The following is a 13,167-nucleotide window of genomic DNA, read 5'->3' on the forward strand; positions in this document are numbered from 1 at the left end:
TCAATTCAATCTAAGAGATGACAGGTGCTAAAGATGGATTTTTTCAATTATTGGAAATAAAGAACTTGAGGACCAAGCGGCCTTTTTCCACTTAAAAAAATCCGGCCTCAGATTCGGCCGGACCTGGCTTGCTATTTTCGGGGATCCACATAATCTGGATAATCTGTAATAATGGCGTCCACACCCATATCAATCAGGAAATCTGCCGCTTCCTGGCTCCGTACAGTCCAGGAGCCGATCTTCATGCCTAATTCATGGACCTGCCGGACTAGATCTTTGCTGACAAGGCCATAACTGGGATTGAACCATTCGGCATAAGTGGAGAATTCCTGCAAGGCCTCAGGAGTAACATGCGCACGGGAAGAAGTTAACACGCCTACCGGAACCTTTGGGAGCAGTTGATCGATTTTTTTCACGGATTCAAAATTGAAAGACTGAATGATGATTTTATTATTTTGCGGGATATGCAGGTTCCGCTCTTTGAGTTCATTTGCCACTTGTTCCTCAATGCCAGGATATAGCTCAGGTGCCTTCAATTCAATCAGTATTCCCACCTTACCCCGATACCGGTCAAGGATTTCATCAAAAGTAGGAATTTTTTCTCCTGTGAATTCCTCGCCTTTCCAGCTGCCTGCATCCAATTGCCTTAATTGATCAAGTGTCAGATCTTTTACAAAGCCAGTACCGTCGGTTGTCCGGTCCACAGTTGTATCATGGATAATGACCAATTCGCCATCTTTGCTTCGCTGAAGGTCGATTTCAATATAATCGGATTTCATATCCACGCCCTTGTCAAAAGCTGCAATCGTGTTTTCAGGTGCATAACCGGTTGCTCCGCGGTGTGCCACATTGTCGATTTTTTTTAGGTCTCCGGTTGTCACATTCCCGGAAGCGGCCGTATCCTGAAGTGGGCTTAGCAAAACGGTAAGCGCAAGACCTGTCCCCAAAATTGTTTTCATGTTCATTTTTCCATCTCCCTTTCGCTTTTTTATATTACAAGCCTAATTTTAAAGGGTGCTTATTGAGGCAGTTTAAATGGAGTGTTAAAATGCGACGGGCCATTTGTCGGGTTTTTCTTAACAAATTTGCAGGTAAAATTCCCTGGTAATTATGCGGAATAGGCTGCAGGCATTAAGAGGCTGTAGCGTGCATCGATGTGTAAAAGTTAGAATGGGGATATATCTGTATAGGAGGAATTATCGTGGAAATCATTGAAAAAGCACTTATATTTGCCAGTCAGGCCCATGATGGCCAGTTCAGGAAATCGACAAGGATTCCTTATATTAGCCATCCTGCAGCCGTAGGCATGATGCTCCTGAAAGAAGGCTGCAGGGACGAAGTGGTTGCGGCAGGCCTGCTTCACGATACAGTGGAGGATACAGGGGCTACGCTTGAGGAGATTTCCGAGCAGTTTGGCGAGAATGTGGCCTCTATCGTCGAGGGCTGTTCAGAGCCCGACAAGACGCTGTCATGGGAGAGCAGAAAGGAGCATACCATCCAGTTTTTAAAGAATGCTTCGGAAGATATCAGGGTGGTTGCTTGTGCGGATAAACTCCATAATCTCCGCAGCATTTCCATAGACCAGATGGAGGAAGGCGAGGCGGTATGGGAGCGTTTCAACCGCGGTAGGGACAAGCAGGAGTGGTACTACAGGTCTTTGGCTGACAGCCTTGGCCATCAGTCGGCATTTCCACTGCTCGACGAGCTGAAGAAGGAAATAGGGAAGCTTTTTGGCGGGGAGGGCCCAACCGCGAAATAAAATAAGAGTTTCAAAATGAGCGATTTAAATTTAGAATAAGATTATGAAAATGTGTTTTTTAGCAGCACAAAAATGAAAGGGGACAATCAATGAAACAAGGGGTCAATGGAAAGGATCCACGCTTTAAAATTGCCCATCGTGAAGCGTGGATGGGTGTCATCCTGGTCACCATCAATTTTATCTGGTGGTATGGATTCGCCTATGGGCTGGGGTCAGGGCCAGTCGAAAACTATACATACGTACTTGGGCTGCCAGCCTGGTTTTTCTATAGCTGCGTTGCAGGCTTTATCTTAATGGTCATTTTAGTTTCCATGGCAGTGAAATTTTTCTTCAAGGAAGTGCCCTTTGAGGATGAAATAAAGGAGCGCAACCGATGAACTGGGCAATTCTAACTCCAATACTTGTATTCATGGTGCTAATTTTTTTCATTGGTTTTTGGGCGAGCAAGAAGGTTTATGCTTCCGACTCCTTTATACAGGAATATTTTCTTGGCGGCCGTCAGCTGGGCGGCTTTATATTGGCGATGACCATGACGGCGACATACGGAAGCGCCAGCAGCTTTATCGGCGGGCCCGGTGCTGCCTATACCCAGGGGCYTGGCTGGGTGCTGCTGTCGATGGCCCAGCTTGCGACCGGGTATTTTGTTTTGATGATTTTGGGCAAGAAATTTGCCATCATGGCACGCAAGTACAATGCGGTCACGCTTGTTGACTTTTTGAAATCCCGGTATGACAGCAAGTGGGTCGTTCTATTATCAGCTGCCAGCATTATCGTATTCCTGTTTTCCGCCATGGCAGCACAGTGGGTCGGGGGCGCAAGGCTAATCGAATCGGTCACAGGTTTAAACTATACCTCCGCTTTATTCCTGTTCGCTATTTCTGTTGTCATATATGTCATTATAGGCGGCTTTCGTGCCGTGGCATTCACGGACGCCGCCCAGGGCATCGTCATGTTTGGCGGGACGCTGATTCTTCTGATAGCGACCATCTATGCTGGCGGCGGAATATCCAATATCATCTCTGACCTGGCTGCGGAAAATCCGAATCTGGTGAGCCCGTTTGGTTTTGACGGAGGATTGACACCACTTTATGTATCATCTTTCTGGATTCTGGTCGGCGTGGGTGTTGTCGGGCTCCCGCAAATCGCCGTCCGCGCGATGAGCTATAAAAATGCAAAAGCCATGCATACGGCCATCATCGTTGGTACCATTGTTGTTGGCTTTATCATGCTTGGCATGCACTTGATTGGGGTTTTTGCGCGTCCGGTCCTTCCTGGAATCGATGTGGGCGACAAGGTCATGCCGCTGCTTGCAATGGAGGTCCTGCCAGCCTGGCTTGCCGGCCTGGTGCTTGCTGCTCCGATGGCCGCAATCATGTCCACTGTTGACTCGCTTTTGCTCCTTGTCAGTTCGGCCGTTGTGAAGGACGTTTATCTGAATTACATCAAGCCGGAGGCAAGCAGCAAGAATGTAAAGAATGTGAGCCTTGTGGTTACTGCGGTTCTGGGTGTCGCAGTGTTTTTGATGGCGCTCAGCCCTCCGGACCTGATCATCTGGTTAAATTTGTTTGCCTTTGGCGGATTGGAAGCGGCATTCATTTGGCCGGTCATCCTTGGCCTGTACTGGAGTACGGGGAACAAATTTGGTGCCTTGGCGTCCATGGTCATTGGGGTAGGCTCTTACATACTGATTCATACCTTCTTCCCGAATCCGTTTGGCATACATACTGTCGTACTGCCCATTTTGTTTTCGCTAGCCGCTTATATATCTGGCAGCCTGCTTGGGAGAGGGAAGGAAAATCAGCATGCAGAAGCTGTATTATAAAGTTGTATAAACGGGAGAAGCCAGGGAATATCCCTGGCGGTTTCCCTACATATGAGAATGCCCACTGGTACCGCCGCTGCCAAGGGAAGGATCCAGCATCCCAAAGATCATGGCTACATGGGCAACAATTAAAAACATTCCTACAAAGATGGCGTGTATTTTGAGCTTTTCTTCCGCAGTCCGGTTCCTCCAAATCAGGTTCATATCGAGAAGGGCCATGCCGAGGAGCGGAACAATGCCTGCCAGGTAGAATCCGACTGCGATCATATCAATGATGCCTCGCCATTCCCCATTGGCGGTAAGAGGAATGACAGCAGTCTGGAAAAGATAGATGAAAATAACGGTAAAATATAGACCGGCAATGATACTGCAAATTTTATTCAATTTTCGCAGGGTGCCATGGAGGTTGCGTGTAAACAGGATTGCCAGCTCTGTTATCGCTATTGTTTCTGCCAGTATGACCGGAACAGCCATAAAGATGAGCAGATTCCAAGGCTGGTTGACCGCTAAAAGTTCCATGTAATGTGTCATGTTCATTTTTCATTGCTCCTTATTTTATATTTACAGGAACAGATTAGCCTTAAAGTTAGCAGAAATAATGCAGAAAATAAGAAGAAAATTTGTCGGGAAAGGGCAGTTCGGCCAAAAACATAAAATGGACAAAACAGGACAAGATTTAAACTGTGGTTTACAAAAAGGGAGCTGGAAATGTTGAAGTTGTTAATGTATTCCCTGCTGGCTCTGGCAGGGGGAATTGCGATGGGAATCCAGGCTGTGGTTAACGGGGGATTAGGGAGGAAAGTTGGAACAATCGAGGGGGCTTTCCTGTCTTTTCTAATAGGCACAGCTGCCCTGTTCTTCCTGGTGCTGTTCGCAGGGAAAGGGAGCCTTCTGGCATTTTCGGAAGTGCCAAAATTCCAGCTGACGGGCGGCCTGCTGGGAGCCTTTTTTGTGGTTGTCATGGTTCTAGTGGTCCCTAAGATTGGCGTTGCCTCAGCCCTCATGGCCGTGATTGTAGGGCAGCTGCTGATGGGATCCCTCATCGACCATTTTGGCTTGTTCGGCGGTCAAAGGTTTCCGCTCGACATGCAGAAGAGCATTGCCTTGGTGGTCATGCTTGGGGCTATCTACGTGTTTAACATGAAATGAATACATTTTAATAAGCACTCGCAGATGGAACATCATGCGGGTGCTTTTTTTGGGTGCAAAGAGTGGAAAAACAAGTTAAAACACTTACGTAAAAGCATGGTCATTCGTAAAGGGATACCAAAGGGCAGTTTGCCAATTCATAAGCGGAGAATTTCCGGCTAATGTAAATTTCGAGGCTTAAAAAGCAGAAATAAGCKGAGAGATTCCGGTTGATAGCTCTATATAAGGCTAAAACGAAGGACTAGGATCAGTATAAACGGAAAAACTTCCTTTATCTAAAGGGAAATATCCGTATATCCCAATTTAACCAGAATTATTCCGTTTATTTTAATCACAGGGGAATAATATTTGCCAATCGTTTTATAAGTGATTTAGATTGTGATTTTATTTATTAATTTGTCAAAGAAAATAGGGTGAGAAAATACTTGCTATTTCTCACCCCATTTTGTACTGCACTTTCCTGTTTGGCGGCTTAAGGGAGAACCCATTAATGAAGAACCAGACGGGTTGTTTTAACATTATCGCGCTGTGCTGCGGCCTTCTTCCAAGCCGTCGATCGACACAAGGCGGGAATGGTCATGTGCCCCTCGTTCAGAGATCACCGCCATGCTTGACGTTCCATCGATGCTTTCAATCCAGACGGGTACTCCATGAAAATTTACATGAATTTCCTCATCGGAAGATAAAATCTCTTTTAACCTATTCAGGTCCATCGTTTATCCCCCCTTTTTCCTTATATCCTGTTCTGTGAAAGAAGCAGGTAAAAGAAGAATCGCATCATGATGCTCGAGTAAAAGGGCTTCCTTACTGCATTTTATCTGTCAGGTTCATCACCGTTTCGGTAGCCGTCAGATCCACTTTTAGCTGTTCTTCCAAATTATGAGGATGGTAAAAGCCTTTTGCCACCATATAATTGGTGATTTTTTCGTGTGTAGCAATTGCGGCCCTCAGCTGTTCACGAAGTTCAGCACGTAGTTCGGGTGTTGCGGCTTCAGTGACGGCAACAGCATAGTTGCGCACTCCCGATTTGGCAGAGATAAGGAAATCAGTTGCGATGACCTGGTCCGTCAAGCCGCCCATACCCATTAGGTTTTGAATCAACTGGTTCATTTTAGCTGTTCCTCCTGGCGGTTATAGGCTGATTCAAGCAATTGTTCCTGTGTTGTACCGCCAGCCGCCGTTATATGGGCTCTTTTTTTCGTCAGGAAATGCTGCAGGTTCCTTATATGTCTAGTACCTGTGACCGCTTCTTTGTCGAGGATGGCCTTCAATTCAGGATCTTGTACCAGTTTGCTCATCGTAGCCGACTTCGTGACAGTGAGGTTTTTAAACGTTACCAGTTCATGGACATCGAGGGTCTCATGCAACCCCAAATACTTTATCATATACTCCCTCCATTATTGCAGTTTTGCCTTCTTATGTTTTCAGCTCCCTCCTTTTATTATTCATCTCACCTTAATCCGCATAAAAGCTGGCAGTTGAAGGAGAAGATATCCTTGTTAAATGAAAATGGGAGGTGTGCTCATGGAGAAAGAGACACTGGCTTTGCACGAGACAATGGAAACACATGAGATCCTCAATTTTAAAACGATTTGTTTGCTGCGCTCCAAATTGATGCAAGCCCTTTGCTTTGACAATGACCTGAAAGCGCTGATGGAAAAGGATGTGCAACAATCGATAAAGGCTGTCAATGAGTTGGTGAGTTTTTACAAACAGAACGAAATTCTGCATTAACCGGAGGTGCAAACCATGAAGGATTACCTTGATCCCAGGAACGCGGAGGGTATGCCTAATTTGGCTGATTCAGCATTTGCAATGGATTTTCTGCTGACCGTCAAAAACGGCATCCGCAACTATGGGTTTGCTCTGACCGAAACAGCGAACCCCGAGCTGCGGAAGACTTTAATAAGGCAAATGGAAGAGGCTATTGATTTGCATGGTGAAATTGCCGAGTTGATGATTAAAAAAAGCTGGCTCAACCCAAGTGATTTTGAGACCCAGTTCCAGGTTGACTTAAAGGCAGCGGAAACAGCCGTCCAAATCGCTGGAATGAACCTGTTCCCGCAGGATACGGACAGAAGAGGCATGTTTGCCACAAGGAATGAGTAAAGGAGGGAAAACGAGTGAAAGCTGTTACCTACCAGCGGATTAAAAATGTCGAGGTCAGGGAAGTAAAGGACCCGGTCATAAAAAACAAAGATGACATCATTATCAAGGTCACCTCCTCGGCCATTTGCGGCTCGGATTTGCATTTGATTCATGCGATGATTCCCAATACTCCTACCGATTTTGTCATTGGCCATGAACCAATGGGGATTGTTGAGGAAGTGGGGGCGAATGTGACCAAATTGAAAAAAGGCGACAGGGTGATTATCCCATTCAATGCTGCTTGCGGGAATTGCTGGTATTGCAGCCACGACCTTACGAGCCAGTGTGACAATTCCAACCCGCATGGGGAAATCGGCGGGTTCATGGGCTATTCCGAAAGTAATGGCGGCATTGCTGGCGGCCAGGCAGAATATATGAGGGTCCCTTATGGCAATTTTACTCCCTTCAAGCTGCCGGACGATTGTGAAATGGAAGACGAAAAATTGGCACTGCTGGCAGATGCAGCCCCGACTGCCTTCTGGAGTGTGGACCATGCTGGTGTTAAGGGGGGCGAAACGGTAGTTGATTATCGGCTGGAGCACGCTAAGCGGACGAACAAAGTTGAAACCATTAATTTTGAGCAGCATGAGAACACAGGAGAGTACATTAAGGAGCTCAACCAGGGGGGAGCGGATATTGTCATCGATGCCGTTGGAATGGACGGTAAATTCACTCCCCTTGAATTTCTGGCTACAGGTCTTAAACTGCAGGGCGGTGCGATGGGGGCTTTGGTCATGGCCAGCCAGGCGGTTCGAAAGGCAGGCACGATACAGGTTACAGGTGATTATGGAGGGCGTTACAATTCATTCCCGCTTGGAGACCTTTTCCAAAGGAATGGCGACCTTAATATGGGACAAGCCCCGGTCATTCCGTATATGCCATTTCTTTATGATCTCGCTAAACAAGAAAAGGTCGACATGGCCGACATCATCACACATGTACTGCCGCTGGATCAGGCGAAGCATGGCTACGAGGTTTTCAATACACCTACTGATAACTGTATCAAGGTCGTTCTCAGACCATGAAAAACAGCCCATCTTTAGCGGGAAGGGCTGTTTAAGGGATCCGGATCAGAATACCGAGCTTAAAAACAGGAGAAGAGTGTATCCCACCAGCCCAAGGGCAAAGGCGGAGAAACTGCTTTCCCGCTCTTCCGGAAGCTCTTCCTTAAGAACGTTCAGGATGACCCCGCCGGCAAGAAAGGCAAAGAGGCTAGAGACTACCAGCTCATGAACTGCGGTCAAGGCGCCAACTGTCCAGCCCAATAATACTCCGCTTGCCAGCAGCCACCTCCCCCAACGGTCATACAGCTTGTTGTGGCTCTGCCTAAGGCTGTGGTCATTGGTTAAGAAATGGACCGACAGAGCGACAAAATAGAAAAACAGGCTCCAAAGGGTCCGGTCATATCCCCTAACAAGCAAATAGCCGATAATCGCGTTATAGATAAAAAATGAGAATATATGAATCCAAAAAACACCTGGGCTTGCATGATCGCTTTCACCGTTCTTCTTTGATACTTTTACCATCTTTTCCAGGCCGTAAAAGACGGCCAGGCCAGTCATGGCAATGAGGTATGCCTGATGTTCGAGATCCAAGCCTTTCTCCAAAATTTCACCCATCTTTTGCTGATAATGGTTGAGTTCGGGCAAAAGATGCATGAAAACATAAGCAACAGCAACTCCGCCGGCAGCCGACAAAAAACGGCTGCGTGGAACATCGTCCAAAAACTTCATGTACTTTGATGTTAAATGAATGAGCACAAATCCTAGCGCAAACACTAAGCTGACATAATCAGACATATTTCATCCTCCTTCCCCTTTATTTAGCCGCTTTGCTCATAAACAAACTAGTTAAGGGACGGGGATATGCTCGCCTTGCACATTTTTAAAAAAGTGGAATAAGACTAGAAAGTGAGTGTTGCAGCATGCTGTACGAAGGAAAGATGATCGCCGGGGAATTCGACGGCAGTACGAATGAATTTGTCCTTCAGAGAATCAAACACCACTATACAGAGACAACGTTGAACAAAGGGCAAATGCAAAAAGTATTAAGCTATTTGGAAAAGCACCGGCATGAGGGAGGACAGATCCTTTCGCTGTTTGACCAGATGCTTGTCCGGCTGTCAGGAGAAGAAGTGGCCCTGCTGTCTAGTGAGCTTGCGGAAGTGCAAATTAGGTATCAATAATAATGTTATGTAAACAATATGAGTATTAAGTTCTGCAACTAAAAACCGCCTGGCATTCGCGGGCGGTTTAATATTTTAGGCTTTTGGCTCCAACTCCAAATACTGCCGGAGTGTCTGCTGGAGGGTTCCACGGGTCTCTGCCTTGTTGGTAAAGGAAATGCCTGTATGGACCATCTTGCGGACAAGGTCTGGACGAAGGCCGGTGATAACCGCCTTGGATCCCATCATGGCAATTCCGCTCAACACTTTCTGAAGGTGGTCAATGATGTCCATTTCCATATCGGCGATCCCCGAGAGGCCCATGATCAGGGTCTGGATCTTTAATCTTGCCACATCCGTAAGAACTTTTTCTTCAATCGTTTTGATGCGGTACTCATCGACCATGCCAATAAGCGGCAGGACCGCAATGGAGGAACTGACAGGAATGATGGGTACGGACAAGTGTTCAACTAACTTACGCTGGGATTTAATAAGGTCATCCTTATAACTCGAATAATTAAGAAAAAAATCGTTGAGAAATTTGTCTACCATATCATTGATGTCTCTCTCTTGTTTGTAAAATTGATCAAGCTGGTCCACATGTTTTCTTTTTTTGTCATATTCATAAAGGAAATGCCATAAAGTCCTTCGGATTGCCTGAACCCATTCAAGCTTGAAAGAGAGCGTCAGTGAATTTTTCGCCCAGGAAATTCCCTCCTGTTTTGCGAACTCGGCCAGTTTGTCTTCCTGTTTTTCAAGGATATATACCACCAGCTTCTGGGCATTTTTCAAAAGATCAATATTTCCTTCTCTCAGGATATCGTGAATTTTCCCAGCTACATTTACAGCCTCAGACAGCAGCTTTTTCTCAAAGTTCTGTTTATTATTCAGGATATGCCTGGTAATTTCTGAATTCTGTTCAAAAGTAGTGTCCATAGAAAAATCCTCCTTGTTCTTTGATATGATGAGTCAAAAGTGATTACCTGTTTACCAGTTTATTCTATGTACATAGTGGAAACTCCTATATCTATGTTAACATATAGAACAGGTTATCAACCATGTAATGTGTAGCTTTGCAACCAACCAAATTTTCAGTAAAATGAAGAATAGCGACGGACTGAAGCTGTCCAGCAACCCAGGAAAGGAGTGGCTACATATGCCAGAACACAGAGAAGTTGCAACTTTTGCAGGAGGATGTTTTTGGTGCATGGTCCAGCCGTTTGACGAGGAGCCAGGCATATTAAAAGTGGTGTCAGGCTATACAGGCGGCCATAAGGAAAACCCTACTTATGAAGAGGTGTGCAGTGATACAACCGGCCATTATGAAGCTGTGCAAATCACCTTTGACCCCGCTGTTTACAAGTATGAAAAATTACTGGAGACTTTTTGGCAGCAGATTGATCCAACCGACCCGGGCGGCCAGTTCAATGACCGCGGACTCTCCTATCGCACAGCAATTTTTTACCATAATGAACAGCAACGAAAAATGGCGGAGGAATCAAAAGCGAAGCTTGCTGCCAGCGGGAAGTTTAAGAAGCCGATTGTAACGGAAATCTTGCCGGCGACCACTTTTTATGAAGCAGAAGAAAAGCATCAGGATTATTATAAGAAGAATTCATTTCACTACAACCTTTATAAAGAGGGTTCCGGAAGAGCGGGTTTTATCCGTGAAAACTGGAAGCAGCCAAAAAGTGAAGCGGAACTTCGCGAGATGCTGACACCGCTTCAATATGAAGTGACGAGAAACAATGCCACAGAGCGCCCGTTCGAGAACGAGTACTGGAACAATGAAGAGGAAGGTATCTATGTGGATATCATTACCGGCGAACCTCTATTCAGCTCATTGGATAAATATGATGCAGGATGCGGATGGCCAAGCTTTACGAAGCCGCTGCGCCGATCCGAGCTGGAGGAAAAATTGGATACTTCCTATGGTATGAGGAGAATTGAGGTACGCAGCAAAACATCCGACTCCCATCTGGGTCATGTATTTGATGATGGTCCCGGACCGGACCATGCCCGTTATTGCATTAACTCTGCAGCCATGCGGTTTATTCCGAAAGACAGGCTTGAGGAAGAGGGATACGGGCACTTCGCCAAGCTATTTTATTAAACGCGACAAGCTTCCAGTTTGGAAGCTTGTGCTTTTTTACGTAAAGAGGGAAATTTTAGATAAAACCGACTTGACTTATAGGAATAGTAAAATTATGATTATAGTAATCATTTTTTTCTTTAATCAGGAAAAAATTACAATTGTTTGATTCCTTGTGAGGTGGATTTTAGTGCAACTTCAGGTTATTAACAGCCCGTTTAATCAGGAGCAGACAGAGCTCCTTAACCGCTTGCTGCCGACTTTGAGCGACTCCCAGAAAGTCTGGCTCAGCGGATATTTAGCCGCTTCGCAGGCGGTGGCCAATGGAACATCAGGAGAACAGAAACAAATCGTAACATCTCCGCAACCAGTCTCCAAAGAAGTAACCATTCTATACGGTTCCCAGACAGGCAGTGCGCAACGCCTGGCGGAGGGCGCAGGCAAGAAGCTTGAAGCCAGCGGCTATAAGGCAGAGGTCATGTCGATGAATGATTTCAAGCCAAACAACCTTAAAAAACTGAATAATCTGCTGATTGTAGTCAGCACACACGGCGAGGGTGACCCGCCTGACAATGCATTGGCGTTCCATGAATTCCTGCATGGAAGGCGTGCGCCAAAGCTTGAAAATCTTCAGTTTTCGGTCCTTGCATTAGGAGACAGTTCCTACGAATTTTTCTGCGAGACTGGAAAACAATTTGATGCCAGGCTTGAAGAGCTTGGCGGAACCAGATTGTATCCACGTTTCGATTGTGATCTGGATTATGATGAACCGGCTGCCGAATGGCTGCAGGGTGTATTATCCAGCCTAGGGGAAACCCATGGTCAATCCGCATCTGCTGCTGGGGCTTCAACGCAGCATGCAGCCGTATCACAGCCAACAGAGGTAGAGTATTCACGGACAAATCCGTTTCGGGCCGAAGTGCTTGAAAACATAAACGTGAATGGCAGGGGCTCCAACAAGGAAACCCGTCATCTGGAAATCTCCCTTGAAGGATCGGGACTAAGCTATAAGCCGGGCGACAGTCTTGGTATAATCCCTGAAAACGACCCTGAACTAGTCCATGAGCTTATTGGGGAACTTGCCTTTAACCCGGAGGAAACAGTCATTGTCAACAAGCAGGGAGATGGCATGTCGCTAAAGCAAGCCCTAAGCACTTATTTTGAAATTACCGTCCTGACCAAGCCTCTGTTAGAAAAAGCAGTAAAATTTACAGAAAACCAGCGTCTGCTTGAGCTAGCTGCGCCAGGCTCGGAAGGCCAAAAAGCCTATATGGAGGGCCGGGATCTTCTTGACCTGGTTCGTGATTTTGGCCCTTGGTCTTTTTCGGCACAGGAGCTTGTTTCTATTCTCCGTAAAATGCCGGCACGCCTGTATTCCATTGCCAGCAGTTTTGAAGCGAATCCTGATGAGGTCCATCTCACAATCGGTACGGTTCGCTATGAGGCCCACGGTAGGAATCGCAACGGCGTCTGTTCGGTCATGTGTGCCGAGCGCCTTGAGCCTGGTGATACTGTGTTGGTTTATGTGCAGCATAATCCCAACTTTAAGCTGCCGGAAAACCCGGAAACACCGGTTATCATGGTTGGTCCGGGAACGGGGGTTGCGCCGTTCCGTGCGTTCATGCAGGATCGGGAAGAATCCGGCGTTGAAGGAAAAGCGTGGATGTTTTTTGGCGACCAGCACTTTGTTACCGACTTCCTCTATCAGATTGAGTGGCAAAAATGGCTCAAAGAGGGTGTGCTGACAAGGATGGACGTAGCCTTTTCAAGGGACACTTCCGAAAAGGTCTATGTTCAGCATCGTATGCTTGAGCAGAGCAAGGAGCTTTTCAAGTGGCTTGAGGAAGGAGCAGCCTTCTATATTTGCGGTGATGAAAAGAATATGGCCCATGATGTGCATCATACCCTGCTGGAAATTATTGCGTCAGAAGGCGGCATGAGCCTTGACAGGGCCGAAGAATACCTTGCGGCAATGCAGCAGCAAAAACGCTATCAGCGGGATGTATATTGATTTGGATGGAAGGGAGTTATAA

17 protein-coding genes are annotated in these 13,167 nt (G+C 46.4%); 10 read left to right on the forward strand and 7 right to left on the reverse strand.

Annotated features, from left to right (window positions below):
- Positions 1-131 precede the first annotated feature (131 nt).
- A complete protein-coding gene (locus ADU22_RS16385; protein WP_053363115.1) occupies positions 132-965 on the reverse strand; it encodes a glycerophosphodiester phosphodiesterase in 834 nt (277 codons plus the stop codon).
- 236 nt (positions 966-1,201) lie between these two features.
- On the opposite strand from ADU22_RS16385, the gene ADU22_RS16390 reads away from it, so the two are divergent.
- The 3 genes from ADU22_RS16390 (at position 1,202) to panF (ending at position 3,581) form a co-directional block, all read left to right on the forward strand.
- Entirely contained in the window at positions 1,202-1,759 is a 558-nt protein-coding gene (locus tag ADU22_RS16390; protein ID WP_053363116.1) for an HD domain-containing protein, read from the forward strand.
- An 89-nt stretch (positions 1,760-1,848) separates the two neighbouring features.
- Positions 1,849-2,136 (forward strand): YhdT family protein, encoded by a 288-nt coding sequence (locus tag ADU22_RS16395; protein WP_053363117.1) that lies wholly within the window; start codon positions 1,849-1,851, stop codon positions 2,134-2,136.
- Positions 2,133-3,581 (forward strand): sodium/pantothenate symporter, encoded by a 1,449-nt coding sequence (gene panF, locus ADU22_RS16400; RefSeq protein WP_053363118.1) that lies wholly within the window; start codon positions 2,133-2,135, stop codon positions 3,579-3,581. The genes ADU22_RS16395 and panF overlap by 4 nt, the downstream gene beginning before the upstream one ends.
- 45 nt (positions 3,582-3,626) lie before the next feature.
- Here the strand turns inward: panF and ADU22_RS16405 are convergent, their stop codons facing one another.
- Positions 3,627-4,118, reverse strand: coding sequence for a DUF6803 family protein (locus ADU22_RS16405; protein ID WP_053363119.1), 492 nt, complete (start codon positions 4,116-4,118; stop codon positions 3,627-3,629).
- Positions 4,119-4,289: 171 nt separating this feature from the next.
- On the opposite strand from ADU22_RS16405, the gene ADU22_RS16410 reads away from it, so the two are divergent.
- Complete coding sequence (locus tag ADU22_RS16410; RefSeq protein ID WP_197280075.1) at positions 4,290-4,730, forward strand: DMT family transporter; 441 nt, start codon at positions 4,290-4,292, stop codon at positions 4,728-4,730.
- Positions 4,731-5,248: 518 nt separating this feature from the next.
- On the opposite strand, the gene ADU22_RS16415 is transcribed toward ADU22_RS16410, so the two are convergent.
- From ADU22_RS16415 to ADU22_RS16425, 3 genes are all read right to left on the reverse strand, one after another.
- Positions 5,249-5,443: an H-type small acid-soluble spore protein gene (locus tag ADU22_RS16415; RefSeq protein WP_053363120.1), complete on the reverse strand. Its 195-nt coding sequence runs from the start codon at positions 5,441-5,443 to the stop codon at positions 5,249-5,251.
- 91 nt (positions 5,444-5,534) lie between these two features.
- A complete protein-coding gene (locus ADU22_RS16420) occupies positions 5,535-5,840 on the reverse strand; it encodes a spore coat protein (protein WP_053363121.1) in 306 nt (101 codons plus the stop codon).
- Positions 5,837-6,115, reverse strand: coding sequence for a hypothetical protein (locus tag ADU22_RS16425; protein WP_053363122.1), 279 nt, complete (start codon positions 6,113-6,115; stop codon positions 5,837-5,839). The genes ADU22_RS16420 and ADU22_RS16425 overlap by 4 nt, the downstream gene beginning before the upstream one ends.
- A gap of 139 nt (positions 6,116-6,254) precedes the next feature.
- Here ADU22_RS16425 and ADU22_RS16430 point away from each other — a divergent pair, with 139 nt between their 5' ends.
- Genes ADU22_RS16430 through ADU22_RS16440 form a run of 3 tightly spaced genes read left to right on the forward strand, consistent with a single transcriptional unit; the run spans position 6,255 to position 7,903 of the window.
- Positions 6,255-6,464 (forward strand): hypothetical protein, encoded by a 210-nt coding sequence (locus ADU22_RS16430; protein WP_053363123.1) that lies wholly within the window; start codon positions 6,255-6,257, stop codon positions 6,462-6,464.
- A gap of 15 nt (positions 6,465-6,479) precedes the next feature.
- A complete protein-coding gene (locus ADU22_RS16435; RefSeq protein WP_053363124.1) occupies positions 6,480-6,839 on the forward strand; it encodes a spore coat protein in 360 nt (119 codons plus the stop codon).
- 14 nt (positions 6,840-6,853) lie between these two features.
- Positions 6,854-7,903, forward strand: coding sequence for an alcohol dehydrogenase catalytic domain-containing protein (locus tag ADU22_RS16440; protein ID WP_053363125.1), 1,050 nt, complete (start codon positions 6,854-6,856; stop codon positions 7,901-7,903).
- 45 nt (positions 7,904-7,948) lie between these two features.
- Here ADU22_RS16440 and ADU22_RS16445 read toward each other — a convergent pair whose 3' ends face one another.
- Entirely contained in the window at positions 7,949-8,677 is a 729-nt protein-coding gene (locus ADU22_RS16445; protein WP_053363126.1) for a hypothetical protein, read from the reverse strand.
- Between the two features lie 125 nt (positions 8,678-8,802).
- Here ADU22_RS16445 and ADU22_RS16450 point away from each other — a divergent pair, with 125 nt between their 5' ends.
- Complete coding sequence (locus ADU22_RS16450; RefSeq protein WP_053363127.1) at positions 8,803-9,063, forward strand: hypothetical protein; 261 nt, start codon at positions 8,803-8,805, stop codon at positions 9,061-9,063.
- Between the two features lie 75 nt (positions 9,064-9,138).
- Here ADU22_RS16450 and ADU22_RS16455 read toward each other — a convergent pair whose 3' ends face one another.
- Positions 9,139-9,978, reverse strand: coding sequence for an STAS domain-containing protein (locus ADU22_RS16455; protein WP_053363128.1), 840 nt, complete (start codon positions 9,976-9,978; stop codon positions 9,139-9,141).
- A 220-nt stretch (positions 9,979-10,198) separates the two neighbouring features.
- Between ADU22_RS16455 and msrA the strand changes: the two genes are divergently transcribed.
- Positions 10,199-11,155, forward strand: a complete 957-nt coding sequence (gene msrA / locus ADU22_RS16460) for a peptide-methionine (S)-S-oxide reductase MsrA (protein WP_053363129.1) — start codon at positions 10,199-10,201, stop codon at positions 11,153-11,155.
- A 169-nt stretch (positions 11,156-11,324) separates the two neighbouring features.
- A complete protein-coding gene (locus tag ADU22_RS16465; RefSeq protein WP_053363130.1) occupies positions 11,325-13,145 on the forward strand; it encodes an assimilatory sulfite reductase (NADPH) flavoprotein subunit in 1,821 nt (606 codons plus the stop codon).
- The last annotated feature ends 22 nt before the right edge of the window (positions 13,146-13,167 follow it).

It is taken from the genome of Bacillus sp. FJAT-27251 (genome assembly GCF_001273925.1).
Lineage (GTDB): Bacteria > Bacillota > Bacilli > Bacillales > Cytobacillaceae > Mesobacillus_B.